This is a genomic window from Stenotrophomonas sp. AC248 (genome assembly GCF_979258185.1).
Genome location: NZ_OZ409840.1, coordinates 1865073 through 1890217 on the forward strand (window position 1 = coordinate 1865073; position 25145 = coordinate 1890217).

The 25145-nt window shown below is 62.4% G+C and carries 21 protein-coding genes; 2 read left to right on the top strand and 19 right to left on the bottom strand.

The window, feature by feature from the left end; all coding sequences use genetic code 11:
* Positions 1-193: 193 nt before the first annotated feature.
* From galE to ACZ0AE_RS08680, 16 genes are all read right to left on the bottom strand, one after another.
* Positions 194-1225, bottom strand: coding sequence for a UDP-glucose 4-epimerase GalE (gene galE / locus ACZ0AE_RS08605; protein WP_463600832.1), 1032 nt, complete (start codon positions 1223-1225; stop codon positions 194-196).
* Between the two features lie 52 nt (positions 1226-1277).
* The gene (locus ACZ0AE_RS08610) at positions 1278-2204 is read right to left on the bottom strand and encodes an acyltransferase family protein (protein WP_463600833.1); all 927 of its coding nucleotides are present in this window, start codon (positions 2202-2204) and stop codon (positions 1278-1280) included.
* Positions 2201-3403 (bottom strand): hypothetical protein, encoded by a 1203-nt coding sequence (locus tag ACZ0AE_RS08615; RefSeq protein WP_463600834.1) that lies wholly within the window; start codon positions 3401-3403, stop codon positions 2201-2203. Before ACZ0AE_RS08615 ends, ACZ0AE_RS08610 begins: the two co-directional genes overlap by 4 nt.
* Entirely contained in the window at positions 3384-5144 is a 1761-nt protein-coding gene (locus ACZ0AE_RS08620; protein ID WP_463600835.1) for a heparinase II/III domain-containing protein, read from the bottom strand. The genes ACZ0AE_RS08615 and ACZ0AE_RS08620 overlap by 20 nt, the downstream gene beginning before the upstream one ends.
* Positions 5145-5208: 64 nt before the next feature.
* Positions 5209-6498: a Gfo/Idh/MocA family protein gene (locus ACZ0AE_RS08625; protein WP_141058381.1), complete on the bottom strand. Its 1290-nt coding sequence runs from the start codon at positions 6496-6498 to the stop codon at positions 5209-5211.
* The gene (locus ACZ0AE_RS08630; RefSeq protein WP_463600836.1) at positions 6495-7376 is read right to left on the bottom strand and encodes an aldo/keto reductase; all 882 of its coding nucleotides are present in this window, start codon (positions 7374-7376) and stop codon (positions 6495-6497) included. Before ACZ0AE_RS08630 ends, ACZ0AE_RS08625 begins: the two co-directional genes overlap by 4 nt.
* Positions 7366-8733, bottom strand: a complete 1368-nt coding sequence (locus tag ACZ0AE_RS08635; RefSeq protein ID WP_463600837.1) for a hypothetical protein — start codon at positions 8731-8733, stop codon at positions 7366-7368. Before ACZ0AE_RS08635 ends, ACZ0AE_RS08630 begins: the two co-directional genes overlap by 11 nt.
* A complete protein-coding gene (locus tag ACZ0AE_RS08640) occupies positions 8730-10124 on the bottom strand; it encodes an oligosaccharide flippase family protein (RefSeq protein ID WP_463600838.1) in 1395 nt (464 codons plus the stop codon). Before ACZ0AE_RS08640 ends, ACZ0AE_RS08635 begins: the two co-directional genes overlap by 4 nt.
* A 108-nt stretch (positions 10125-10232) precedes the next feature.
* Positions 10233-11294: an acyltransferase family protein gene (locus tag ACZ0AE_RS08645; RefSeq protein ID WP_463600839.1), complete on the bottom strand. Its 1062-nt coding sequence runs from the start codon at positions 11292-11294 to the stop codon at positions 10233-10235.
* 12 nt (positions 11295-11306) lie between these two features.
* Entirely contained in the window at positions 11307-12206 is a 900-nt protein-coding gene (locus tag ACZ0AE_RS08650; protein WP_463600840.1) for a glycosyltransferase family 2 protein, read from the bottom strand.
* Complete coding sequence (locus tag ACZ0AE_RS08655; RefSeq protein ID WP_463600841.1) at positions 12203-13102, bottom strand: NAD-dependent epimerase/dehydratase family protein; 900 nt, start codon at positions 13100-13102, stop codon at positions 12203-12205. Before ACZ0AE_RS08655 ends, ACZ0AE_RS08650 begins: the two co-directional genes overlap by 4 nt.
* A gap of 1 nt (position 13103) precedes the next feature.
* Positions 13104-13682, bottom strand: coding sequence for a dTDP-4-dehydrorhamnose 3,5-epimerase (gene rfbC / locus ACZ0AE_RS08660; protein WP_141058374.1), 579 nt, complete (start codon positions 13680-13682; stop codon positions 13104-13106).
* A 27-nt stretch (positions 13683-13709) separates the two neighbouring features.
* Positions 13710-14777, bottom strand: coding sequence for a CDP-glucose 4,6-dehydratase (gene rfbG / locus ACZ0AE_RS08665; protein ID WP_463600842.1), 1068 nt, complete (start codon positions 14775-14777; stop codon positions 13710-13712).
* A 4-nt stretch (positions 14778-14781) separates the two neighbouring features.
* Entirely contained in the window at positions 14782-15558 is a 777-nt protein-coding gene (gene rfbF / locus ACZ0AE_RS08670) for a glucose-1-phosphate cytidylyltransferase (protein WP_463600843.1), read from the bottom strand.
* Between the two features lie 137 nt (positions 15559-15695).
* On the bottom strand, positions 15696-16832 hold the full coding sequence (locus tag ACZ0AE_RS08675) for a glycosyltransferase (protein WP_463600844.1): 1137 nt from the start codon (positions 16830-16832) through the stop codon (positions 15696-15698).
* A gap of 111 nt (positions 16833-16943) precedes the next feature.
* Positions 16944-18365, bottom strand: coding sequence for an undecaprenyl-phosphate glucose phosphotransferase (locus ACZ0AE_RS08680; RefSeq protein WP_463600845.1), 1422 nt, complete (start codon positions 18363-18365; stop codon positions 16944-16946).
* 352 nt (positions 18366-18717) lie between these two features.
* On the opposite strand from ACZ0AE_RS08680, the gene ACZ0AE_RS08685 reads away from it, so the two are divergent.
* Positions 18718-19155, top strand: a complete 438-nt coding sequence (locus ACZ0AE_RS08685; protein ID WP_141058369.1) for a low molecular weight protein-tyrosine-phosphatase — start codon at positions 18718-18720, stop codon at positions 19153-19155.
* Positions 19156-19187: 32 nt separating this feature from the next.
* Positions 19188-21425, top strand: coding sequence for a polysaccharide biosynthesis tyrosine autokinase (locus ACZ0AE_RS08690; RefSeq protein WP_463600846.1), 2238 nt, complete (start codon positions 19188-19190; stop codon positions 21423-21425).
* Between the two features lie 106 nt (positions 21426-21531).
* Here the strand turns inward: ACZ0AE_RS08690 and ACZ0AE_RS08695 are convergent, their stop codons facing one another.
* From ACZ0AE_RS08695 to ACZ0AE_RS08705, 3 genes are read right to left on the bottom strand one after another with little or no spacing between them, the layout of a single operon-like run.
* On the bottom strand, positions 21532-23679 hold the full coding sequence (locus ACZ0AE_RS08695; protein ID WP_463602080.1) for a YjbH domain-containing protein: 2148 nt from the start codon (positions 23677-23679) through the stop codon (positions 21532-21534).
* Positions 23679-24455, bottom strand: a complete 777-nt coding sequence (locus ACZ0AE_RS08700; RefSeq protein WP_463600847.1) for a capsule biosynthesis GfcC family protein — start codon at positions 24453-24455, stop codon at positions 23679-23681. Before ACZ0AE_RS08700 ends, ACZ0AE_RS08695 begins: the two co-directional genes overlap by 1 nt.
* Positions 24452-25138 (bottom strand): YjbF family lipoprotein, encoded by a 687-nt coding sequence (locus ACZ0AE_RS08705; RefSeq protein ID WP_463600848.1) that lies wholly within the window; start codon positions 25136-25138, stop codon positions 24452-24454. Before ACZ0AE_RS08705 ends, ACZ0AE_RS08700 begins: the two co-directional genes overlap by 4 nt.
* Between the last annotated feature and the right edge of the window lie 7 nt (positions 25139-25145).

Consider the following 25145-nt stretch of genomic DNA (forward strand, 5'->3'; position numbering starts at 1 on the left):
CGCTGGCCGCTGGCAGGGTGGGGGGCGGCAAGCTGACCGCTGATGGTAGCAGAGGGGAGCTGGGCTTCCCTTATCAGAAGGGGCGCGCTGGTGGTGAGGCGCCCCAGTGGACCACGGAGAATTCAAAAAATGCTTTCAAATTCAATAAAGTAAGCGTGATTGCATCCGCAGCGGCGTGCGGGCGCTGAATCGGTCAGGCGATATGGCCCAGTGCGTGTGCATGCGCATGTGCGTGAGGCGACCAGGACGGCGGGTCGCGATGCCAGCGCCAAGCACTCTCGATGATCGGTTCAAGCGCCGTCCATTGCGGCGTCCAGCCGAGCACCCGGCGTGCTTTTTCGCTGCTCGCCACCAGGCGGGCGGGGTCACCGGCGCGCCGTGGCGCGACATCGTATGGAATCTGAACGCCCGTGACGGAGGCGGCAGTTGCAATTACCTCCTGGACGGAGAACCCCTGGGCATTGCCCAGGTTGAACGTGTGCGCGCCCGCTTCGCGCGCCATGAACGCGAGTGCGAGTGCATGGGCCTGAGCAAGGTCCTGCACATGGACATAGTCGCGCACACAGGTTCCATCGGCGGTGTCGTAGTCGTTTCCAAACACTTTCAGCGCTGGCCCCTGGCCCAACGCTGCGCGAAGCACGTTTGGAATCAAGTGGGTCTCGCACGCGTGCGCTTCCCCGATGCCGTGCTCGGGCAGCGCGCCTGCAGCGTTGAAATAGCGCAGCGTCACAGAGCGCAGGCCGTAAGCATGCGCCGCATCGGCCAGAAAACGCTCGGCCATCAGCTTGCTGGCACCGTATGGATTGATTGGAGACCTGGGGTGTTCTTCATCGATGGCCTCGGATATTGGGTTGCCAAAGACTGCAGCGGTGGAAGAGAACACGATCTGGCTGACGTCATGATCACGCATGGCTTCCAGCAGATTCAGCGTGCCAGTAACGTTGTTGCTGTAGTACGGATAAGGCTCTGCGACAGATTCACCGACCAGGGAGCGCGCGCAGAAGTGCATCACGGCGTCGAAGTGTTGCCCGCTGAAGGCGCGTTTCAACCCCGCCGGGTCCATCAGGTCGGCCTCGATCAAACGGCCCCAACGGACCGCACCTCGATGGCCGGTCGACAGGTTGTCCAGCACCGTGACTGTGTGACCCTGCTCGGCCAGCCATTGGGCCATGTGGCTGCCGATGTAGCCGGCGCCACCGCAGATGAGAATGCTGGAAGTACTCAATGAACAAACTCCAAGTGCGACACATCGTAGGGTGAAGGGGGCGTCACAGGGATCAGGCGACGGGTAACGCCGGCTGCTTCAGCCGCGCCCTCAGGCGCTGGTAGGCGATGACGAACAAGGCCGCCGCCACGAAAGCGAAGGTGACTCGGAGCGCCACATGGAGTGGAAGCTGTTTGGCCGCGCCGAGGAAAATCGGGTGGCACAGGTAGATGCCGAACGTCGCATTGGCCAGTGTCTGCATCACGGGCGACGGAGGGATCCGGTCTCCCCAGCGCAGTGCGGCCAGCAGCACCAAGGCGGCAATCATGTGCGGCAGTGCCACGCCAGGCAAAGGGGAGAGCACCCATGTGGCCGCCACCAGCATCAATGCAACAGCAAGCGCTTGCGCACCCCATCGGGTGCTGCGGTGGAGGCCTATCAACAGCCCGATCAGCACGGCCGTGGAGGCCTGCATCCACTGCGCCAATGGATAGCCAATCTGGCGCGACCAGGGTTCCCATAGCCCGACCGTCGCCAGATTCGCCACGGTCGCCGTCATTGCCAGCCAGAACAGCACCTGGCGATCGACGGAGCGCTTCATCGCCGCCAGTGTCACGATCAGAGCGAAGATGAACGGGATGTACCAGAGGTGGATGCTGCTGCCGGCAAGTACCCCGGCGACCCAGCCCCCGCTGTAATCCAGCGACATGAAGGGGTGATGGCGTGCAAGGTTGATGGCACCAAACACCACAAACCAGAATGCCCACGGAATCAGCAGACGGCGCGCCAGCGCTGCGATCCGCACACGACGTGACCAGTTGCTGCCCACCTCGAACAGCATGGTGAGCATCAGGAATGCCGAGAGGCCGCTGTAGCTGATCTCGCTTCCCGCCGCCTTCGAGTGGTACCAGACAATGGCGAACGCAGCCAGGACGCGTACCAGCTCAATGCCCTGGTTGCGCCCGGAACGCTGCGTCACCGTCGTGAACTGTGCAGTCACCGGCCTGCGTCCAGCGCCTTCAGAAAGCGCACGCCACGATCGGCCCAATCGAAGCATCCCTGGGTACCCTCATAGGCATGGTTCTGCAGTCTGTTGAGGTAGTCGAAATCATCAATGCGTTCGCAAACCCCCTGTGCCAGCGCCGCCAGGTCGTTGAACTCGGTAAATGCGCTGGGCGCACTCACCCCCAGGCCGGAAACGGCGCCTTTCATGGCAAACATTGGCAGACGGTTGAAGACGTAGGTCAGCAGGCGCACCTTGAAGCCGCCGCCCAGGAAGTCTGCGACCACACTTGCCCGACAGGTCGCAAGGAATGCGTCGATGTCATCGACAAAGCCCATGAACCGTACGGTCGGGTAGCGGCTGGACAACGTGTCGCCGAGTGCATCATCGATCGGCCCAACCACGGCCATCTCGACGCCGGCACGATGGAAGACGGGCGCTGCATGCTCGAGCCAGCGCTCCAGGATCACCTGCTTCTGACGGGATTCACGCCCGCCCAGTACCACGACGCGTCGAGGAACCGAGGCATCGATCTGGCGTTGGACCACGCTGTTGCCCTGGTAGCCGGGGGTCAAGGTGACGTACTGCACACCTGGCAACTGGGCCTTGTAGAGTGTGGCATCATCGGGGTTGATCAGTGATAGCAGGTCCACTGATCGCACAAGGTCAAGCTCGGCCTTGCCCACCTTGATGCCATCCAGTTTGAGGGCAAGGCGCAGCAGCGGATTGCCGCCATACGCTGCGTATTTCTCCACGCGCACCGAGGCTTCGTGCTCATGTGAAATGTAGGAGACGCGCGTTGCCGGACGACGGGCGCGGTAGGCCATTACCTGGGGCAGAACATGGTAGGACCCAATATGATCGATGACGATCACGTCCCACTCTTCCTGAAGGGCAAGTGCCAAGGCCCTCGTGTAAGCAGTGGTCTGTCCGCGCCAGGCAATGTTGGGCAGGCGGGTGGCGACCGATCCCATGCGTCCCTTGCGCGGAGCGCCTGCGACGATCCAGCGTACCCCGTCTTTGTCGACCGGACCATCGGGCTGCACGCCATTGGTGGCAACCACTGCGGTCACGTCTGCGACGTGGGCAAACGAGATGGCCAGCCCCCTGGAATAGCTCATGTCGCCGCCGCGCGCCGGTGCGTACGGGAAAAGACGGCTGAGGATGAGAATGCGCTTACGGCGAACGGACGACATCGTGTTGTTCCTTGGTGCGGATGGGGGCCGGGACCGGACTGCTCACGTCCCAGTCCAGCTCGGCTGTGTCGCCGGGCTCCAGTGTGATCAACCATCCCTGCCGATCCTGCAGGTAGCGGCTGGCCCAGGACGAGGCGCGGAGATCTGCCACGTGGCCCTTGCGGATCACCAGATCGACGAGGATCCCGTCCTGTGCGAACTGCAGATGGTTCCCTTCGCGCGACACCACGTGCCAATCGGCGGAGATGAGCAGGTTGGTGCGCGGCCGGGGAAGATCCCCGTGCCAACGGTCGCTCACATGCAGGCAACCGTTCCGCAGCATCACACTGCGATCTGCGGTGCCATGCGTGAGATGCAGTGCCCCGGACACGCGATGTCCGCCCGCGACCGGGCCACATTCGGTCAGCTGCGCCTTGCTCATACGGCCCACCTTGAAACAGCCGCTGTACTCGACCGGCTCGACCTCATGCCAGCCTGGACCATTGTGGCTGGCCGCCGAGCGCTCGAAGCGTCTGCGCTCGCCTGTCGAGTACTGGTAAGTGCCCGGATCCACAATGAACCTTCTGCCGTGCAGGTCGATCTCCACCGCCAGGAAGTCGGCGTGCCCGTGCCCCGGATTCCAGTACGGGCCAATCGCACCGGCATCAAACAAGGCGAAGCAGCTTTCATCCTGCAGGCGGGCGTAACCGGCATGCCGCAGCACTTCAAGCGGCTGCAGTGAGGTGGGCTCCATCAATGCACCGACCGGAGGAACTTCGCCGAACCAACTGTCGTTGAACAGTGCAATCTCACCATCCGGATGCGACATCACCGCCCACGCATGCTCGGCCAGGGCGAGGCGCTCGCGGGCAAGTTCACGCGTGGTGGCGGCCAGGAACAGGGTGTCCCGGAACACGCGCAAGGCCATGACGGTCAAGCCTTGGTACATGGCCGAGCGCTCGGAAAGTAGTCCATCTTCGAGGACGCAATCCAGAATGATCCGATGCACGTCGTGGTTCAGGCGCGCCGCGATCGACGTCGGAACCTCTTCTGCGTGGCTGTAGTACAGACACAGCGCCGCCAGATTGCGTTCTACGTGATTGTTCTTGAGCTCATGCTCGATGGTGTCAAGCACGAAGGCGACATCGCGGCGGAGAAACGCCTCGATGGCGGCGACGAGTGAGGGCGCGAGCGTACGCTCCTGGCGTGCGACAAGGTAACCACTGAGTACGCTGAGTATCCGGTGCGACGCACTGTACGGGAACCAGTAGGAACTGAAGCATCCGCTCACCGCGAAGCTGCTGATGGCATTGAAGCGTGCCAGGATCGCTTCGACGGCGTGGTGATGTGTGACCGTGCCGGAAACCAGCATGGGGCAGATGAATCCCAAGTGCGCCAGCTTCATCCGCCAGAGATGAAGGTCCTTCTCGACGGCAATGGTGTGGTGCCAATCGATCGCTCCGATACTGCCGAAATCCACGGATTGACCGAAGAAGGTGAAGTGGCCACGGGCCACATCATCCATATCGTCCAGATACTCGTCACGATAGAACCGGGAGACGAACGCCACGGCCGTCCCAGTTGCTTCGGTGACGCGCGAGGCGATGGCAGGCACACGCGTACTGAGCCGCTCAAGGCGTCGCGCGTAGGCATTGGGAAACTGCCGGGCAAGGACGTTGCGAAGCACGCGCTTGAGATGATACCCAAGCATCTTCGCATCAAGCCGCGATGCGGCTTGCAAAGTTCGTAGATTGATTTCCAAAGTAGTCGTCCAGTTGCATCCGTCCTTGGAGGGCGCCGATAGAATGCCATCGGCGTCCCGTGCTTCATCGGGAGGCGATCCGCTCCAGCAGGGTGGGGTGGAGGCGCTCCAGATACTGGGTTCCGTAGTCCTGCGTGCCTGGCAGGGGACCAAGTGGTGCGAACGTTGTGGTGGGACGCGTCGCCAAGCCCTCAGGACCTGCGCCCTGGATCAGCAGCGTCAGTTCGTTCAGATGTGCGATGAAATCGGGTGACAGATACTGCGGCTGGCCGTCCCTTATCTCGCGCGCCATCTCGGCAATGCCGACAAACTTGTCCTGCGCGTAAACCTCCTTGCGACGTACCCATTCCTTGACGCGGGTTCGTAGGGAAGAACGCACCGATTGGTCCTTTTCCACCGCGTCGGACTTCCAGTTCCGTACCAGTCGCATGCGGCGCCCGCCGATGCCGAACAGCCTGCCCAACAGGCGGCTGTTGCGCAGCACCTGCAGCTTGCGCGCACTCAGGCTGCCTTTGGAGTAACGCTCCAGGTGGACCGGAGAACGGTACTGGCGGTAGCTGTCGGTAGATACCTCTCCTTCGGTGCCGATCACGCGCATGCGATGGTCGCGGGGCGCCACCACGCTGCAGGTGATCCGGGCCGATGCGCCATTGGCAAACGTCAGGCAAGCAACCGAATAGTCCGGCGTCCCGGAGCGGCCGGGCACGGCTGCTGCCTTGGCCTCAATCAGCTCATTGGAGTAGGCGGTAACCGCCGTTGCGGGGCCCAGCAAGCCACAGATCCAGACGAGATGGTAGCCCACGTGCTCAAAGGTGCAGCCTTCAAGGATCTCCTCCTCGAGTGGCCACGGGGCACCCGTGGGACTTCTTACCTTCTCGAACTCCATCAGGTGGATGGGGTTGTCATCCAGCTCGGCGTACACCAGAAGCGGTTTCCCGATCGCGCCGTCGCCAACCGCCTTGAACAGCGTCCTCACCGAGTCGCTGTAGATATTGCAGGGCGCGCCGTACATGCGCACGCCCTTGGTCGCGGCGATGGCGAACAGTTCCTGGGTTTCCTGCAGATCCCGGGTTATGGGCTTCTCACTGTAAACGTGCTTTCCAGCACTCAATGCCCGACGGCTCACGTCGAAATGCGCACCGATATTGGTCAGGTTCACTACGATATCCACCCGGGCATCCTTCAGCAGGGCATCCAGCGAGGCATAGCGCTCAAGACCATAGTAGGCACACACGCGATCCATCCGATCGGCTTTGAGATCGAAGACGCCCACGATGGCCAGTTCCGGATGAGCCCTGACGGTCCGCATGTAGATGTCGAATACAAACCCGCAGCCCACGATTGCAATGTTCACGATTCAGCTTCCACGTTGCGGTCAGGCAGTGTGCTGGCGATCAGGCCAGCGGCCCGCGCAGCGACCTTCATATTGGAGATCTTGGTGGTGCCTACCAAGACAGTGGCGATACGGGGATCATCGTGCAGCTCCTGGATGCGTGCCGTGGCGTACGCCGAGGGATCCTGCGCGACGGCCATCGCGCTCTGACCACCCAGGACTTCGCGGGCAATGACCTTCACGCCCTGCTGGAAGGCCTGCGCCAGGACCTGATCGTAATCGTGGGCACCAGGATGGAGCGGAAGCTGCAAGGCGCCTATTCGCGGATCCGCCAGCGCTGCCATGGCCGTGCCGACGTCATCGACCGATACGCCAACGACACGAATCTTGCCGGCTTGCTGGGCGTTGCACAGCGCCTGAATGGCTTCCCCATCGCGCAGCGTGCTTTCCTGCGGGCTGTGCAACAGGTAGACATCGATCGCGTCACGCCGCAGTCGACGCAGACTGCCGTCGATTGCCGCAGATATGAAGCCGGTGTCCCAGCGCGTGGGCAGCGGCTGACTACGCAGACTGCTTACGCCGTTTCGTGCCGCGTTGGATCGGCGCGCGACAAGCCGGATCAGGCCCTTTACCGGTACCAGAATGCGCTTGGAGAAGGGCAGATACTTGCCTCCCTTGGTGCACACCAGGCAGTCACTGCGGTTGCCGATAACGTTGCCGATCAGCCGCTCGCTATCCCCCTGGCCATACACGTTGGACGTATCGAAGAGCCGATAGCCCTCGTCCAAAGCGGCTGCAAGCAAGCGGGTGGCATCTGGGCCGGCAACCCCATTGACCGATCCGAGTCGGCTGCATCCCAGACCCAGCGGGGCGGGCTGCGTGCGGGAATCATCGCGCATGCATCGCTCCAGGCGCGACTACAACGCTACCAACGTCCGGGACGGGGGACTCAAGTTCGGCATGCGCGCGAGGCGGAATACAGAATATGGCCAGTGCGAACCAGGAGATCGGATCGACGAATGCCGCACCGGCGTACCAGACAATCCACGCACACACGATCGCCCGGAACGGGAGGGCCACACCCATCGTGCGCAGCAATGCCTTGGTCAGGGCCATGAACAGGAGGCCACCGACCGCCCCCATGTAGATCCACTGCCACCAGAATCCGTTCGACATCAGATCATTCGCCCGCAGCGTCGGGTCTGCGAACCAGGGGAACAGAGCGAAAGCACCCTTGTTGAGCCAGTTGCTGTCGATGATCGGGCGCGCGGCCTCTGCATTACCGACACCTACGCCCAGCAACGGATAGCGCTCCAGAACATCGATGCCGACGCTTGGTCCCACGGCGATGCGTCCAAAGAAGCTGCCGGTGGCACCGTGATCACCAAGCGCCAGCTTGCTGAGGGCGGCGAGCTGTGTCATGTACGACTGCGCAATCAGCGTCGAAACCAACGCGCCGCCCAGAAGGAACAGAACCAATGCACGCCCCTTCTTTGTCCGCGGCCAGTACATCCACGTCGCGATGGCGGCCATGAAGAACACGATGATCATGCTGGGACAGACCAGGTAAGTACCCGCCAGCATGAGCAGGCCGTTCCTCACCGCGTGTGGCTTACCTGCCGAGCGCATGCTGAGGATCGCCATGGTGCACAGGCAGAGCAGGGTGGTGGCCAGGAACGAAGGTTCGGTGGCCATGACCTTGGGCCGGATCTGGCCATACATGAGCTGATCGCGCTCGACGCCGTTGTACACGCCACGGCCAGATGCGGAGTAGATCGCCTGGCTGATGGCCTCGAACACGTCGCGCAAGGCGACGAATTCAAGAAGTGCAAGCAGCACAAAGAACAGCCACAGGCGCGTGGAAAGCTTTGCGAGTCGCGCTGGCTCAACGGTCGTTACCAGTGCGGCAACAGCGAGCATGAGCGTCATCGATACCAGCAACTGGATGCTGCCCTTGTACGTCTCAAACACTGCGGACGTGGACAGGAAAGGGAAGTTCAGAATGGGGGCAAGCACCAGTGCCGCAGCAAGCAGAAGCATCAGCGGAAGCGCCTTGAGAAGCGCCCTGTGATACAGCGCTGCAAGCGCAGCGCCGGCGGCCAGGCAGATGAACTGGGGAATCAGTACGCTGCCACCGCTATAGATGGACAGTCTGAGGTGTGCGCCGACGAAGAACGCGACCAGCAGCGTCAGCCCTACTGTCGAGCGGCTGAAGCTTCCATGCGCGTGGGGCGGTGCGTAGACGTGGTTCATCATGACGTGATCAACTTAAGGGCATGGTGCGATGAGAGGAAATCACCGGCCATTCTCCCCCACAGATGATGTGCGAGGGTGGCCGAAAGAAGGGTCGCGGCCAGGGCCAGCAGGTTCCACGGCTGTGCGACGCCGGCACTTGACCAGGTGGGGGCTGGGCGATTGAATATGGCAGGCAGAATGTCACCTATGGCCTTGCCGGCGAGGATGCCAATCACTGCTGCAGTTGGCCCGTACTGAATGCCAAGAAGGTAAGCCAGCGCAGGAGACAGTACGCCGGTGAGAAGCTGTCCGCCGATGTTCGCATTGATGGTGCCGTGCGCTATTCCCCAGAAGTAGGAGGGTGCACAGAGGATGTTGATCAGCCAGCAGACCGAAATCATCGCGACCAGTAACATGAACTCACTCGAGTATGTCTGTAGCCATAGAACGGACACCAATGGCGCTACGCCAATGGCTGCGATCATGAGCGATCCCCCTGCGAGGGCAGCGACGCGATTGCTCTTGATGAAGAGCGCGCTGCTTGCCGTGGAATCCCGCTGTGAGAGCTCTGCAAAGGCAGGCACGAGGTTCTGGAGTGCCATGATCGCGACTGTCCGGATCTGATAGACCATTCGATATGCCATCTCGAAGATGCCGACGGATGCGGGGCCTGCCACTGCTCCAAGGACCAGTTTGGAGAGGGGCTCAAACAGAAGATTGGCGATCGTACCGATCTGCAGCTTTGCGCCAAAGCCGAACATCTCCTTCAAGATCAGACCTGAGACGCGGGGAGGGCCCAGGATGGCGTGGGACTTGCGCGCAAAAATGGCCGACGCCGCAATGGTAAAGAGGTACTGGGCAGACTGTGCCCACGCAAGTCCGAGCAACCCGTGTGACTTGACAAGGAGATAGGACGCGACCACCTGGATGATCATGCCCCCAATGGAGGAAAGGGCGCGAAGGTCCGACCGTTGAATGCCGAGTAGCGTGGCTGCCAGCCCCGCATTGATGTTGAGCAGCCAGAAGGTGAACAGCGCCCAGGGCAACAGTTGCCGGGCCGCGGTCAGCTCCACGCCGCTCAGGGCAAAGCCCAGCGCGGCATTCAATGGCAGCCACCCGAGAAGCGCGATGACCGCCATGAGAACGGCGATGGTGGAAAGCGCTGTCCAGAAGTAGAGCGATACCTGGACATGCTCCTGGCGGCCACGTGCAGCGGCAATGAACCTGGATAGGCCAGCAGCTATGCCGACATCGGCTACCCGCCCGAATGCGGTAGTGGCAAGCACTATCGACCAGACGCCAAGCATGGCGACGCCAAGCTCAACGACGACACTTCGGTAGATGATGAATAGTCCCAGTCCACCAACGACGACTTCGGCCGCTGAGAAAAGAGAGTTTCGCTTCAGGTTCAAGGGGTCTGTTCTCTGTGCTTCCCGTGCAATGACGGCAGATCTGTTTCGGTGTGCGGATTAGTCTGCAATGCCGCGCGACGTGTTCTAGAGGTCAGGTGGCATGGGAAATCAGGCGCGTGCCCGTGTGAAGACAAACTTTCCCTTGAGCCTCAAGGCGGGTTTTTCCACCAGATACCAAGAGAGAATTGCCGGCAGAAGCGTGGCGGGAAGGCTTGCGAGGGAATTCTGCAAAGGACTCCACTGCGGGAAGGCGTACGCGAATACCTGTTGGACGGGAAACGCGTAGATGTACACACCGTAGCTGACATCAGGCATTGTTTTCGCCCAGTCAAGCGAGGGCATTGGGGCGAAGGCAATCTTGAAGCAGGTGACTGCAATTGCCGCGATGAGGGCGGGCTGGAACAGTGGGGTCGGCCATAGGACCGCCGCGGCCAGATACACGCCCAGGAGCATCGCCCATGAAACAGGCATGCCATCGCGGTATCGAGCGAAAAACATGCCAAGCAGAAACGCGAAACCCAGCCGATGGAACTTGGCGGCACTGTTTCCGTCAAAGAGCGCTGATTGGGTGGCATTCGTCAGCAGGGCATGGGCAATGAACGCCAGATACCCTGCAACGGCGACTACTGCAAACAGTCGGAACCAGCGCTCGCGGGAAAAGAATCCGCTGACGCTGAGAGCGATGACCAGGATGTAGCAGGTGAACTCGAATCGCAGCGTCCACAGTGACCCATTGATCACGCCGGCCAGCGGGTTGCCCAGGAATACCCCGGGCAGTTCGTAGCGAGGCATGTACATGATCGCGTTGCCGAAGATGTACTCCCACGTCTCGGACGTTCCCAGGTAGTCCACCAGGGAAAGCGCCGTGATTGACGAAAGTGCCAGCGTTGTAATGATGAGCATGGTCCAGAGCCCCGGAAGGATCCGAAGGCAACGGGCGGCCATGTAATCGGCAGCAGAAGGCGTGCGAAGCGCCGACTTGTATATGAGGTACCCGCTCATGGAGAAGAACGCAGACACGGCAACCCAGCCGGCAGAATAGCCGATTCCGGCGCTCAACGGATCATGCAGCCCCGAGGTGATGTCATAGGCATGCGAGAAGATGACCGATGACGCCGCGACCAACCGAAGCAGGTTGAAGTTGTTGTCAAGATGTGGCGAGATGCTCACGACACGGCTCCGCTAGGGTTGCTTCTTGGTAAAGAGGCGATCGACTTTCCGCGCAAGCAAGAACGTATTGTTCAATACGGGCCACTTCCACTTCAGCAACAACAGCAGCTGGATCAGATTGAGCCGCGCAACGCGAAGCCGTGAAGCCTTCCATGCGCTGCGGGGAAGGTGAGCCTTCAGGGCCTGCGACAGAGGCAATAGCGGCAGGAACCAGGACAGACGTCCGACCAGGCCCGTATCGCGTACGAAATGACGGTCATAGCGCTCGAAGTACTTTCCTGGCGCATGCCCGCTGCGCAGAAGCTGCACGCCGTCAACCTGTAGGTGGTGGCCGTGAAGCATGCTCAGGCAGACCACCAGCCAATCGTAGCCAAACATGTTCAATCCGGCTGGATAGCTGGCCTGGAGTGACTTGGTGCGGTACACGCCGTAAAGCCTGGCGCTGTCGCGCGGATTGTGCAGGTAGGTGCGCACCCGCTCGTCGGGCGTGCCGACGATGGGAAACGTACCGCGTGCACGGCGCACATCGCCATCGGGGTAACGGAAGTTCACCTCGGTGCAGCACGCTACCGCATCGGGGTTGACGTCGAGCTGGGCGATGCACAGCTCGGCGAACTGCGGCGACCAGATATCGTCGTCCGCTGCCCACATGTAGTACTCGCTGTCCGCAGACATCAGTACGCCGCGGAAGTTATCGCTTTGCGGAATGGTTTGCGGGTGTCGCACGTGTCGCACGCGAGGGTCACGGGCGGCGTACTCGGCGCAGATCTCGCTGGTGCCGTCGGTCGACCCATTGTCGTGGATCAACAGGACGAAGTCCGTGTAGGTCTGCCCGATCAGGCTGTCGATACAGCGGCGTGCAATGTCCACGCCGTTATAGATTATAAGGCCGATGGTCAGGCGCGGCGTCATGGCATGGCCTTGAGCAGCAGCTGGCTCATCAATCCGCGGGCGAAGTCGTCAATGGACTGACGAGCCGTGGTCGGCTGCAGGGTGGACGCGTACTCAAAATCATCTCCGGCCTGCGGCCCGTTCGGCTGCTGACGCTCGACGATGCAGCTACCCGTGGCCAGTTCATCAGAGATGGCAGCGCACCGCTGGGCGAACTCGAACACCGTGCAGGACGCGTCGCCAACGGGATTGATTACCTGCCAGGCCGAAGATGAGGCATCCAGCCAGCGCCTCACGCTGTCCGCGATGTCGTCGGTTCCCACGAAGTTGCGTCGCTGTTGCCCGGTCGAGCGGATGACGATGCGGCGATCCATCACCGCTTCGCGCGGGAAGGAGAAGGGGATCAGCGTCCAACGACGGAATGCGTCAAGATCACCCAGGGCGCCGAACACGGCGCATGGCCGGAATGCGGCGGCGGTCACTGCACCTTGTGCGTACCGACGGAAGACCTGTTCGGTGGCGTAGTGGGAGATCGCATAGTCCGATACCGGATTCTGTGGTGAGCGCTCGTCGATGTGGCCCAGCATCGGACCGTACACGTGTGCCGAGGAAATGTAGGCAAGACGCGTGGCACCCGCCGCGACGGCCTGACGCGCCAGCGCGCCCGCGCCGAACATGGCCATTCTGGCAGCACGGACGGGATCTTCGCGGAAGTCTTCGTCGACGATGCCGGCGCAGTGGACCAGGGCATCTGCCGCCGGCAGCGCTGCTGAATTCAGTCCGTCCACGTCAGCCAGGTCGAGGCGTACGTCCGCGTGCGCGCTGCGGCCGAGGGTGATTACCTCGTTGTCCTGGGAGAGATTCCTGTGCACGGCCTGTCCGATGAGGCCGCTGGCGCCGGTGAGCAGAATGCGCATTTCAGCTCCGCGGGAATGGGGTGTTGGTGACGCTGGCGTCCAGGTGCCATGCCGGGTCGAAGTCCGGAGCGGCGGCGTCCTTTTCGGAGATCGAAAGCGGCGCGTGCGGGAACTCCACCCCGAAACGCGGGTCGTTCCAGCGGACACAGCGCTCGTTCTTGCTGTTGTATGCCGCACTGACGAAATAGAGCATTTCGACATCGTCGGTGAGGGACATGAAGCCGTGCGCGCAGCCGCGAGGCACATACATCATCCGGCGGTTTTCCGCGCTCAGTTCTGCGCCGAACCATTTGCCGAAGCTGGGCGAGTCCGGGCGTAGATCAAGCACGACGTCGTACAGGCTGCCGGCCGTGCATTTGACAACTTTCACCTCGGCAGAGTCGCCGAGCTGATAGTGAAGGCCGCGCAGGGTGTGCCGCGCCCGGGTGAACGAGGTGTTGAACTGCAGAAAGTTCGTTTCCAGTCCATGCGCGGCGAACTCGTCTTGACAGAAGAGGCGCGAGAAGAAGCCGCGATCATCGCTGCGGGGCTCCAGATCGATCAGGTACACGCCATCCAGCGGGGCGGGGGTGAACTTCATGGTGTCGTTTCCTTTCCGGAGGCGCGCTCAGCGCGTCGCCAGTCCTTCGTATTCATCGATCTGGGCAAGGGTGAGGGCGGTGGCATCCTGCCCTTGGTGCTGCCGGATGTACCAGTCAGCAGACCATTCGACGGCTTGGCGCCCGGTCAGGCGGGGATGCCAGCCGAGCACACGGGTTGCCAGCGAGGCGTCCAGGGTCAACATCGTCATCTCCACCGGATTGTCGCCTTCGTCCAGGCGCCATGTTTCGCGCATGCCCAATGCCTCTCCAAGCGTTTCAGTGACTGCCTGAACACTCATTGGGGAATCTGTCGCGGGCGCAAGGTTCAGTGCATTGGGGAGTGCCACGGCGCCGTCCGATGCCAGTGCCTCGACGTAATCCAGATAGCCGGACACCGGGTCCAGGACATGCTGCCACGGCCGGGTGCTGCCGGGGTTGCGCAAGGTCACTGGTTGGCCGGTAAGCATGGCGCGCCAGATGTCGGGGATTAGGCGATCCTCCGACCAGTCGCCGCCGCCTACCACGTTGCCGGCACGCGCCGTGGCCACGCGGATCCCGGCCTCTTCGAAGTAGCTCTGCCGGTAGCAGGAGACCAGTTCCTCGCACGCCGCCTTGGAGCTGGAGTAGGGGTCGTGACCGCCCAGTGGATCGGTTTCAACGAACGGACGGCCGGAGTCGTCGTTCATATAAACCTTGTCCGTGGTGACGACGAGGATCGCGCGCAGGCGGGGGGCGCGGCGAAGCGCGTTCAGCACGTGCAGCGTCCCCATGACATTGACGTCATAGGTTTCTGCCGGCTCCCGATAGGAGCGACGGACCAGGGGCTGGGCCGCCATATGGATCGCCACCGTCGGGTCGCAGGCATCCACCGCACGCTGGAGTGCGAGAGGGTCGCGGATGTCGCCGATCGTGGAGGTCATGCCCTTGGCGTTGCCGATCAGGTCATGAAGATTGGGGGCGGTCTCGGGCGCCAGCGAGTAGCCGTGCACCTGCGCGCCCATGCGGGCCAACCAGAGCGCGGTCCAACTGCCCTTGAAGCCGGTGTGCCCGGTGAGGAATACGCGTTGCTTGCTCCAAAAATCACAGTTCGGCATGTGCTTAGTCCCAGATCTTCCACGGGGCCTTGCCGGCGTCCCAAAGCGCTTCCAGGGACTGTTTGTCCCGGAGCGTGTCCATGGGCTGCCAGAAGCCCTTGTGCTCGAAGGCGGCGAGCTGGCCGTCGCGTGCCAGGCCTTCCAGCGGCTCGCGTTCCCAGATCGTGCTGTCACCCGCGATCCTGTCGATGACGCGAGGGTGCAGGACGAAGAACCCACCGTTGATCTGCGCACCGTCACCGGCCGGCTTCTCGGTGAACTCGGTGACCTTTCCGTCCTGGATGACCGTGGCGCCAAAGCGGCCCGCCGGGCGTACCGATGTAAGCGTGGCGTCCTTGCCATGGGCGTTGTGGAATGCCAGCAGCGAGCTGATGTCGATGTCGGCAACGCCATCACCGTAGGTCATGCAGAACGGCTCATCCTTGCCGAGGTAATCGCGAACACGGCGCAGTCGGCCGCCGGTCATCGACTCGGTGCCGGTATCCACGAGGTGAACCTTCCACGGTGGCAGCTGCGAATCACCGTTGAACTCCAGCGAGCGGTTGGCAATGTCGACCGTGATCGAGGAGTTGTGCAGGGCATAGTTCGCGAAAAACTCCTTCACGTAGTAGCCCTTGTACCCCAGGCATACGATGAACTCGTTGATGCCATGGGCCGAGTAGATCTTCATGATGTGCCAGAGGATCGGATGGCCGCCGATCTCAACCATCGGCTTCGGTCGCACGGCCGTCTCCTCGGCCAGACGCGTTCCCAATCCACCCGCGAGGATGACTGCTTTCATGCTTTCTCCTGGATAAATTCTCGACAAATCGTGTGGTGCAGCTGTGTTGCTTCCGTGCGGCAGCCTGTATCCATGCAGCTCTCCGGTGCGGGATTCTCGCACCGTCGCTATGTTCCCGTCGGGCATGCTGCCCGCTTTCAACGGGACTTTGCCGGATTCCACACCGCGAACGTCTGGCCTCGCAGTGCACGCGCAACCCCCTGCAGCGTGGCCAGCATGGCGAGCACGACCTCTACAAGTGAGGAGAGTGGGCCCCTGGTCGTCTTCGTGCCTACGATCGCCACGGCGATGAGCACGAGCACGCTCACCATCCCAAGCACGGGCCAGAGCAGGCTGATGGCAGCCACGCCGGCCGCTGCACCCGCCAGCAGGAAGGCCCCGCCGAACCAGCGCAACGTCTTGTGCGAGAAGTAGCGGAATCTGTTGTCGGACGTCAGTTGGCGCCGCTTTGGAGCCAGCACGGCGTGGGTATGAAACGCGCGCGCGGAAATGCGTACCTTGCGCGCAAATTCGTCGGCACGCACCGAAACCAGCTGCTCATAGGCAACGACATCGTTGCACTTGATCAACCGCAAGCCCCTGAAGACAACTTCCATCGAGACCGTGAAGTCGTCGAGCACGGTATCGGGAAAACTGGGATACAGCGCTGTGCGGATTGAGAAGATGGAGCCATCCGCGCCCATCACGCTGCCGCTACGGGACTCAAGGTCCTTGATCTTCTCTTCCAGTCGCCAATAGAGCCCGCCCACGGCAGCGGTCGCCGATCCATCTGCGCCCAGATAATGGAGGGCGCCGCAGACGCCGCCAACCTCCTGGTCGGCATAGCATGCGAAGAGTGCGCGGGGTGCCTGGAGATCCAGCAGCACATTGGCGTCGGTAAAGATGAGATAGCGGGACCTTGCCTGGCCGGCCATCAGCTTCATGCCGTGTGCCTTCCCGTTCCTGCCGCCGCCGCGCACCAGCGTGACGAACGGCGCGCCCTGCGCGATCAGGTCGGCGGTTCCATCAGCGGAGCCGTCGTCGAAGGCCATGAACTGCATCGCGGGGTACTGCTGGCGCAGTTCCCTTAGATTGGCCAGCTTCTGTGGCATGGCCGACGCCTCGTTGTAGGCGCAGAACAGCAGGGTGAAGTCGGCGCCATCTCCGCAGTCCGATGGTCCCAGGCGAACGGGCCGGACCTTCGATGCAGCGAGTAAGGCAGGGTAGATGAGGTAGGGATAGATCACTGCCAGGACGCAGGTGACAGTGAACACAATGAGCAGGGTAATGAGCATGTCGGGCAATAAAGGGGCGTTGGCAGGCAGGTCGATACATCGAAAGGGCCCGCGCAGCAACACGCCGTCAGGAGTGACACCTGTGTCGGCAAGTACGGCGCGTCAGATTTCTCAGTATGCGTTCTTGTGCACGAATCCCTTGAACAGAGTCATGAAAACGATCTTCAGATCAAACCAAAGGGACCAGTTCTCAATGTAGAAGAGGTCGCACTCGATGCGCTTCTGCAGATCCGTGGAGCCGCGCCAGCCGTTCACCTGGGCCCAGCCGGTGATGCCGGCCTTGACCATGTGCTTCTTCATGTAGGCCGGAATCTCATTCTTGAACTGGTGCACGAAGACCGGGCGTTCCGGGCGCGGCCCAACGATGGACATATCGCCGAACAGAACGTTGATGAACTGGGGGAGCTCGTCCAGACTGGTCTTGCGAAGGAGGCTGCCGATGCGCGTGGCGCGGCTCTCCCCCGATCTGGCCCACACCGCTCCGGTGGATTGTTCGGCGTCCACGGGCATGGAGCGGAATTTCAGCATCCAGAACGTCTTGTTGTTCCAGCTCATGCGCTCCTGCCGATAGAACACCGGACCGGGCGAGCTGATCTTCACGGCGGCTGCAATGGCAAGCATGATCGGGGAAATGATCAGCAGGATCAGCGCGGCGAGCACGCGGTCCTCGACTGCCTTGAGAAGCCGGGCGCCCCCCTGGAGCGGGGTCTGCTGCAGATTGATCACTGGCAGGCCGGCGACCTGTTCCACAGAGTGGTTCATGAGGTGCAGGCCGAACATGTCTGGCACGAATTTCACGTCAGCCGTGGAATGCTGAAGCTGGTTCAGGGCAGCGGTGATCTGCGCTTCATCGCGCATGGGCAGTGCAATCCAGACCTGGTCGATCTGCTGGGTTTCAACGAAGCTGCCCAGGCCCTCGATGCCGCCCAGTGCCGCCACCCCGTCCAGGGTGCAGCGGTCGGATTCGGCGGCAAACCAGCCACTGACCGTGATACCGGTCCAGCTGTTGTCCCGCAGGGTATTGATGATGTGCTGGGCATCGGGATTTGCGCCGACGATCACCGCGCTGCGCAGGTCCATTCCGCGCGACCGCACCCAGGCCGAGCCGATCCGGATCAGCACGCGCAGCGTCATGACGCCGGCCAGGCTTGCTCCAAACCACGTGGCCAGCCACAGGCGGGACAGCTCGTCGGTGACCTGGATGGCCGTTGTGTAGGCCACCAGAGCGCAGAAAATGATGACCCACTTCAACAGCAGTTGGGCAAATTCGGCGATCAGTCCGCGCCCGCGCCAGCTGCCGTAGAGCCTGGAGGCCCCCAGCACCAGCACGGCAAACAAAGAGGTGATGGCCACCAGCCGCCAGTAGTCGACGGGCATGTGGAAATGCCCAAAGCGCCACGCATACGCGACGAAGGCGCCGGCAATGAGAAGAAGTGGGTCGCCCAGACGAAGGACGAGCCCAAGCGCGGTGCCAAAACGGCCTGCCGCGATGTTCCAAAGCCCTGAGTGGTGGCGTGATGGCGCGATCCACATGTTCTGATCTTCCTTGATTGAAGTAGCGGCGCCTGGCAGCCCAGCTTCTCGGGCCGCTCCTGCAAACAGCATGCCGGTGTGATGGCGCGTAACGTGACGGCGGTTGCAAAATCGATCAGCTATGGTAGCAGATGAGGTGGGGGCGATAAGCGCCTACGCTTCGAGCCCTTCTGGCTCCGTGACCTTCGCAGTCGGGACGGCCGTTGCTGGCGACCCGCAGCCCAGCCGTATCAGCCACTTACGGCGGTCCCGGTGGCCCGCTGCGGTCAAAACTGCTGTACACTTTCTGGCTGTCTAGCGAACGCTCGGTTTCCGGCGCGCTTGGTTCATGGATGAATGATCCGGGGGATTTGTGTTCAAGAAGTTGTTGCTTGTCTGTGTCGGCAACATTTGCCGCAGCCCTACCGCTGAAATCCTGATGCGCGACGCGTTGCGTGACAGGGTGGGTGTGGAGGTGTCATCGGCGGGTCTGCAGGCGCTCGTTGGCAAGCCGGTCGATCCGATGGCCGCTACGCTGCTGCGCGAGCACGGTCTGGATCCGGACGCACATCGCGCACGGCAGGCGACGCCCGAGGTGCTCGCGGCGGCTGACCTGATCCTGGTGATGGAGCAGGCGCATGTCTCGCGCATCATCCGTGACGCACCGCAAGTTAGCGGCAAGACCTTCCTGCTCGGACGCTGGGACTCGCTGGAAGTGCCCGATCCCTACCGGCAGCAACGGATTGCCTTTGAGCACGTCTACTCCTTGATCGAGAAAAGTGTCGATCGCTGGTCCAAATACATCAAGTAACGATCCGCCCGGTTGCGGTGCAATTGAGTGAAATGGAAGCCAAGATGAAGGAAAACCCTACACGCGCCGTCCGCGGGGACGACGAGTTTGACCTGCGGGAGATGTTGGGTGTTCTGATCGACCGAAAGTGGTGGATCATCGGAACTACTGCCGTCTTCGCGGTCATTGGTGTCGCTTACGCGCTGCTTTCTACGCCGGTGTACCAGGCGCAGGCGATGGTCCAGGTGGAATCGAAGATGCCGACGATTCCCGGTCTCGCGGATCTGACCTCGTTGGCCAGCGGCGGAAGCACGGCGGCGACGACGGAAGTGGCGCTGTTGACGTCGCGCTCCGTGGTGGGCACTGCGGTGGATCAGCTGCAGCTCGACATCCTCGCCAAGCCCAAGCGCTTCCCGTTGCTGGGTGGCTTCTTCGTACGCCGGTTCGAAGCCCGCAATCCCGAGGAGCTGGCCGAGCCCAAGATGGGCCTGTCCCGCTACGGCTGGGGCGGCGAGATGCTTAAGATCCACCGTCTGGAAGTTCCGCGTGCTTACGTGGACGAGCCTCTGACGTTGACGGTGACCGATGCCAAGGGTGCCTTTGAGCTTATGGACGCCGAGGGTGACATCCTGCTCAAGGGCAGGGTTGGCGAGGCGGTGCAGCGCAAGGGTTTCCGGCTTGAAGTGGCGCAGTTGCGCGCCCAACCGGGGATGCGCTTTACGGTGTCCAAGCTGCGTCGATTGGACGTGGTTGCCGGCTTGCAGGAGGAAATCAAGGTCGGTGAGCAGGGCAAGGAGTCGGGCATCCTGCGGATTGTCTACGACAATTCCGATCCGGTTCTGGCCCAGCTTGTCGTGCAGAAGGTTGCCGAGGCCTATGCCCGCCAGAATGTCGATCGCAGCTCGGCCGAGGCCGGCTCGCAGCTTCAGTTTGTGAAGGACCAGTTGCCGACGGTGCGCAAGCAGGTGGAGGAAGCGCAGGTGGCGATGGCGACCTACCAGTCGCGCGCCAATTCCGTGGACATCACCATGCAGACCAAGGGTCTGCTGGAACAGGAAGTTGCCGTTGAAACCAGCATCCAGGAGCTTCGCCTGAAGCAGGCGGAGATGGATCGCAACTTCACGCGTGAGCATCCGGCGTACCGGGCCTTGCTGAGGCAGTTGTCGGATCTGCAGGGCCGCAAGGACGGTTTCCGCCGCGAAGTGAATGCGTTGCCGGATACGCAGCAGGAGTTGCTGCGTCTGACCCGTGATCTGCAGGTCAGCAATGAGCTTTACACCGCTCTGCTCAACCAGGCCCAGCAGTTAGACGTGGCGCGTGCCGGCACGGTGGGCAATGTGCGTATCGTTGACGACGCAATCGTCGACGTAAGCAAGCCCGTCAAACCGCAGAAGGGGCTGATCGTCCTGGTGTCGGTGATTCTGGGTGCGCTGCTGTCCTCGGGCGCCGCCTTCCTGCTTCGTATGCTGAATCCAGGCGTCGAAGATCCTGCGCAGATCGAAGAGCTTGGTCTGCCGGTGTATGCAGCGATTCCGTTGAGTGTCTCCAGCAATCTGCTGAAGATCCAGAAGGGCAAGGGGGGCAAGACCCGGATTGTGGCCGATGGTCGATCGCACCTGCTGGCTGCCGCAGAGCCGGCGGACCTTGCCGTGGAGGCGCTGCGTAGTCTGCGTACCAGCCTGCACTTCGCGATGATGGAGGCGAAGAACAACGTCATCGCCATCTCTGGTCCGCGTCCCGGTGTGGGCAAGACGTTCATCTCGGCCAACCTGGCGGCGGTGGTCGCCCAGGCCGGGCAGAAGGTGCTTGTAATCGACGTGGATATGCGCAAGGGCACGCTGCACAAGGTTCTCGGTGTCAGCCACGTCAGTGGCTTGTCCGACGTCCTTGCCGGCAAGCTGACGGCCCACGATGCGATCCACGCGTTCCCGGGCCTGGAGCAGATGCACTACATGACCCGGGGCGACATTCCGCCCAATCCCTCTGAGCTGCTGATGCACCCGCGGTTTGCCGCGATGCTCGAGGCGTTGTCTGCGGAGTACGATCTGGTGATCGTGGATACGCCGCCGATCCTGGCAGTGACGGATGCCGCCATCGTCTCCAGCCATGCGGGTTCGACGTTGATGGTGACCCGATTCGGGGTGAATCAGCCGAAGGAGATCCTGCTCTCGATGAAGCGATTCGAGCAAAACGGTATCCAGGTCAAGGGCGCGATCTTCAATGCGGTGGAGAAGCGTGCCACGGGCTACTACAGCTATGGCTACTACGAGTACGCATCCAACGAAAAGTAAGCGATGGGCGCGCACGGCGTGCGCGCCGCCGACCGTATGGTAATGAAGAAAGGCCGGGAGCATGCGCTTCCGGCCTTTCTTCTATCCAGCGCCCCAATCGGATGCGCTACTTGCTGATGGCATCCAGGTTGTCGAAGAAGAACTCCGGATCACGCTCTGACGTCGCCTGGTACAGGCTGTACGTGTGGCCCACACGGGCACCGCCATCGCGGTACAGCGGACTCCAGAGGAAGTTGGCGCGTGCACGCGTTGAACGCGGCAACAGGAAGTCAAACGGCACCGAAACGTAGATACCCTTGTCGAAGCTGCCTTCGCCGAAATCCTTCGAGGAAACGTCCGTCTTGGTGGCGTAGGCTCCCATGGTGACGCCGTTGTCGAATGCGCGGGACACCGCAAGCGTTGCACCCCAATCCTTGGCCAGATAGCGGCCGGCACTGAGTGCGCTCACGATGCGCCGCTCCTCACCCCACATGTAGTAGAAGCTCGCATGGCCAGTGGCAACGCTGTAGTCGCGGAAGCTCAGGCGCTGGTCGAAGTCGCGTTGCTTGACCCAGTTGGCTTCCACACCCACGGCCCAGCGCTCATTGAGCGGACGGTAAAGAACCTCGCCGCCGACGCCAGCGTACATCGACTCGAGCAGGCCGGCATACGCCATGCCGTAGAGGTCGCGGCCCAGCCGACGGGTGCCAGTCAGCTGCAGGCTGGGCAGGGTCAGGTCTTCGGTCGTCATGTACTGACGCAGGTTGGTACGTACGCGTGGCAGGCGGCTGGGGGCGTCGTAGCGGAACTTGTCGTAGTTGTTGTACGCGTTGTAGCTGACCGTGCCGCTAAGCCACAGGTTGCGTGATAGGTAGACATTGGCGCTGTAGGTGCCTGCCACCTGGAAGAGCACGAACCCGTCAGGTCCACCGAGGGATTGCTGATAGCCGATATTGAAGGCGCCGTCGAAACGGTGAGGCGGCGCTTGGTACAGCGTTTCCCTGTATTGCGCAGCAGGGGGTGTCATTTCGATGTGACCCGCCAGACTGCTCAGTTCGGTCTTGTGCTCGAGATGATCGACGAAACTCTCCCGCTCGATACTGGTCTCGACAATCGGCATGCCCAGCCGGGTGTTCTGCACCGTAAACCAACTGATGTCAGAAGGAAGCTTGCCATCGAGGATGCGGGCGGTACGACCAAGGCCTTGGGCAGGATAGTAGAAACGCCGCTGCTCGCCACTGACGATGACTTCCGAGCCGCGCTGGCTGATGCGTTGTACTCGCAGGCCGGCGTTCTGGTCGAGCTGATTGGCTACGCTGGCCCAGTCAACGGGCGCGCTGGCAGCGACCGATTCGCTCGCGCCAACGGCTTCGTCCGCATCTTTCCGCTGTCGCAAGGGTACCGGCGGCGGATCCAGCAGCTTCGGCATGGAGCTGGCTTGGGCGAGGTTGGTACGCAGGGTGACCCCGAACATCGCCAGATCGCCGCGCTCCCAGCCCAGATGCAGGTGCACGTTCTTGTTTACGGCGTACGTGGCGCCCACGTTGAACGGGCTGCGCTGGCGCTGGTTGTTCTGCTGGGGCTCGTGCTTGTAATCGTTACCATCGTATTCGAGCTTTAGTTGCAGTGGCTCCCATGGCGTCTGGTATGCCACGCCGCCAAAGACGCCGACGGGTCCGCGAAACATGCCGTCGCTGTTGAGGCTGCCCGTACCTTGGGCTTTCGGCCGTGTCTCGAAGCGGTCGTCAATGGAGGTGAGCGGATTTCTGAAATCCCCGCGATTGCCGATGTAGCCCGTGGCCAAGCCCAGGCTGGCGTCAAAGGCGCCCATCCGCTTGCTGGCCACCAGGTACTCACTGGAGAACAGGCCAGTACCGCCCAGGTCGCGGAAGCCCGCGGACACTTCGGGGATCCAGCGGCTTTCCTCCAGCAAGCGGATCTTCAGGTCGATCGACTTGTCCTTGTAGTTCTGGTTTCCGCTGAGCCAGGCGGGACCGTAGCGTCGATTGGCTACCGACACGTAGCGGAACGCGCCCTCCACCCAGGGCAGCGGCTGCAGCACGATGTTGTAGCGGCTGTACGGCGAGGTGTGGCTGGCGGTGAAGGCGACCTCGCCCTCGTCGGCCATGCGCGCCGTTGGCGTCTGCAACAGGCCGATGCCGCCCCAGTCACTGGCGGTGGGTGCCGGTGCGTTCTGGGCGTACAGGGCACTACTAATGCTGAGGCTGAGTGCGGCAAGTGCAAGGCGCGCGGCCGGTGTGCGAAGCGAAGAAATCAAAGCGAAACTCCGGGCGCATCCAGCACCTGGGTGGCGAGGAAGCGGGCGACTTCCTCGTTGAGATCGGGGGCGGTCTGGCCGAGCGTACTGGCCTGCAGCGGCACATAGACGATGGCGCCTGGTGCAAGCGTGGACGCCGGTGAGCGGTTCCACAGGGCGATGCCGAGTTTCTCCGCGTGGCCATCGGGCTGGATGACGTACAGGTCATCGCGGCTGGCGGCGGCAAGGGCAGGGCAGTGCGCCAGATAGGTATGCGGTGCCTGGTCGGGCACGTGTTCCAGCACGCACTGCTGGGCCACCGCACCCATCACCGTGACAGTGGCGGGGCGGGGTGGGTAAACCAAGCGGTCGCCATCGGCCAGCGGGCGGTTCTGCGATAGTGCGGCTTCAACATTGCGCGCGGCGAGCAACGCGGGAACGCGGCCGGTCACCGGCATGCTGTCGATCTCGCGGGCAAGCGCGGTCGCCGCCTGCGCGCCGTCGGGGTCGCGATCGGCGCGCTCCTCGAGCTGGCCCAGGTCGAACAGGACGCCGGCCTTCAGCCGCGTCTGCGCCACCTGTTCGGCTTGGCGGAGCCATGCGGCTGCCAGTGGGTAGGCGCTTGGCAGCGGTTGGGCGGCAAGCGCGGCATCGCTTAGTCGGGCGCCGGTCGGCAGAACCTGTGTGCCGGGATCACGCACCTGGCCGAGGACGTCAACGTTGATCGTGGGGGCGGCGATGCTGGTGCCGCAGGTGACCAGGCCCAGTGCGAGGGCGAACAATCGCTGCTTCATCGGCGTTGCAGGTCCAGGCTGTACGGCTTGAGTTGTGTGATGTCCAGTCGGGTACCCGGCGCGATCATCTGCTGGCTCTTCCAGATGAAGCCGCTGGCGGGGTCGACCCAGTAGTGGTTCTCACCACTCCACTGCGTGCCACGCAATGTCTCGCGAACGTGCACCAGCGTGCGCACCTTGCCGAGGATGTCCACCGGTTCAGTGCCCAGACGCTCCAGCGTGCCGGTGACCGGGACGCCGTAGCGATAGCCGGGCATCAAGTCATAGCGACGCTGGACGGTGACGCTGCCTTGAAGCGTGTGCAGGGTGTGGAACGGGTTGTCGCCCTCGATCCACATCTGCTGCAGCTCCGGCGAGCCACCATGTGTGCCAACCAACAGCCCATCCTGCAGGAACACGATGCTGCGCTCGCTGCTGTACCACGCCTGCCGCCCGGCATCGATGTTGCCCAGCACCAGCACGGCGCCGCCGTTGGGGCCGCTGACCTTGATCTGCGGATACGGCTTGGCGGCCACCTCGGCTGCGGAGGGCTGCACGTCCGGCGTGCCCTTCACGGCCAACTGCGCCGTCTGGATGCTGGTACGCGCCACCACGCCGCAACCGGTCAGTGCAAGGGTGATCAGCAGCAGCGCGGCGATGCCGCGCTGCGCCTTGGTCGGGGCGGCGAGAGCGCTCCTGCTCATCAGTGAA

Coding starts and splice junctions, on each gene's coding strand:
- rfbG (WP_463600842.1), bottom strand. CDS start 14,777: ATGCCGAACTGTGATTTTTGGAGCAAGCAACGCGTATTCCTCACCGGG.
- ACZ0AE_RS08635 (WP_463600837.1), bottom strand. CDS start 8,733: ATGATGAACCACGTCTACGCACCGCCCCACGCGCATGGAAGCTTCAGC.
- rfbF (WP_463600843.1), bottom strand. CDS start 15,558: ATGAAAGCAGTCATCCTCGCGGGTGGATTGGGAACGCGTCTGGCCGAG.
- ACZ0AE_RS08705 (WP_463600848.1), bottom strand. CDS start 25,138: ATGAGCAGGAGCGCTCTCGCCGCCCCGACCAAGGCGCAGCGCGGCATC.
- ACZ0AE_RS08675 (WP_463600844.1), bottom strand. CDS start 16,832: ATGCTCATTACCCTGCTCATTGTGTTCACTGTCACCTGCGTCCTGGCA.
- rfbC (WP_141058374.1), bottom strand. CDS start 13,682: ATGAAGTTCACCCCCGCCCCGCTGGATGGCGTGTACCTGATCGATCTG.
- ACZ0AE_RS08690 (WP_463600846.1), top strand. CDS start 19,188: ATGGAAGCCAAGATGAAGGAAAACCCTACACGCGCCGTCCGCGGGGAC.
- ACZ0AE_RS08615 (WP_463600834.1), bottom strand. CDS start 3,403: ATGTCGTCCGTTCGCCGTAAGCGCATTCTCATCCTCAGCCGTCTTTTC.
- ACZ0AE_RS08655 (WP_463600841.1), bottom strand. CDS start 13,102: ATGCGCATTCTGCTCACCGGCGCCAGCGGCCTCATCGGACAGGCCGTG.
- ACZ0AE_RS08630 (WP_463600836.1), bottom strand. CDS start 7,376: ATGCGCGATGATTCCCGCACGCAGCCCGCCCCGCTGGGTCTGGGATGC.
- ACZ0AE_RS08650 (WP_463600840.1), bottom strand. CDS start 12,206: ATGACGCCGCGCCTGACCATCGGCCTTATAATCTATAACGGCGTGGAC.
- ACZ0AE_RS08680 (WP_463600845.1), bottom strand. CDS start 18,365: ATGTGGATCGCGCCATCACGCCACCACTCAGGGCTTTGGAACATCGCG.
- ACZ0AE_RS08700 (WP_463600847.1), bottom strand. CDS start 24,455: ATGAAGCAGCGATTGTTCGCCCTCGCACTGGGCCTGGTCACCTGCGGC.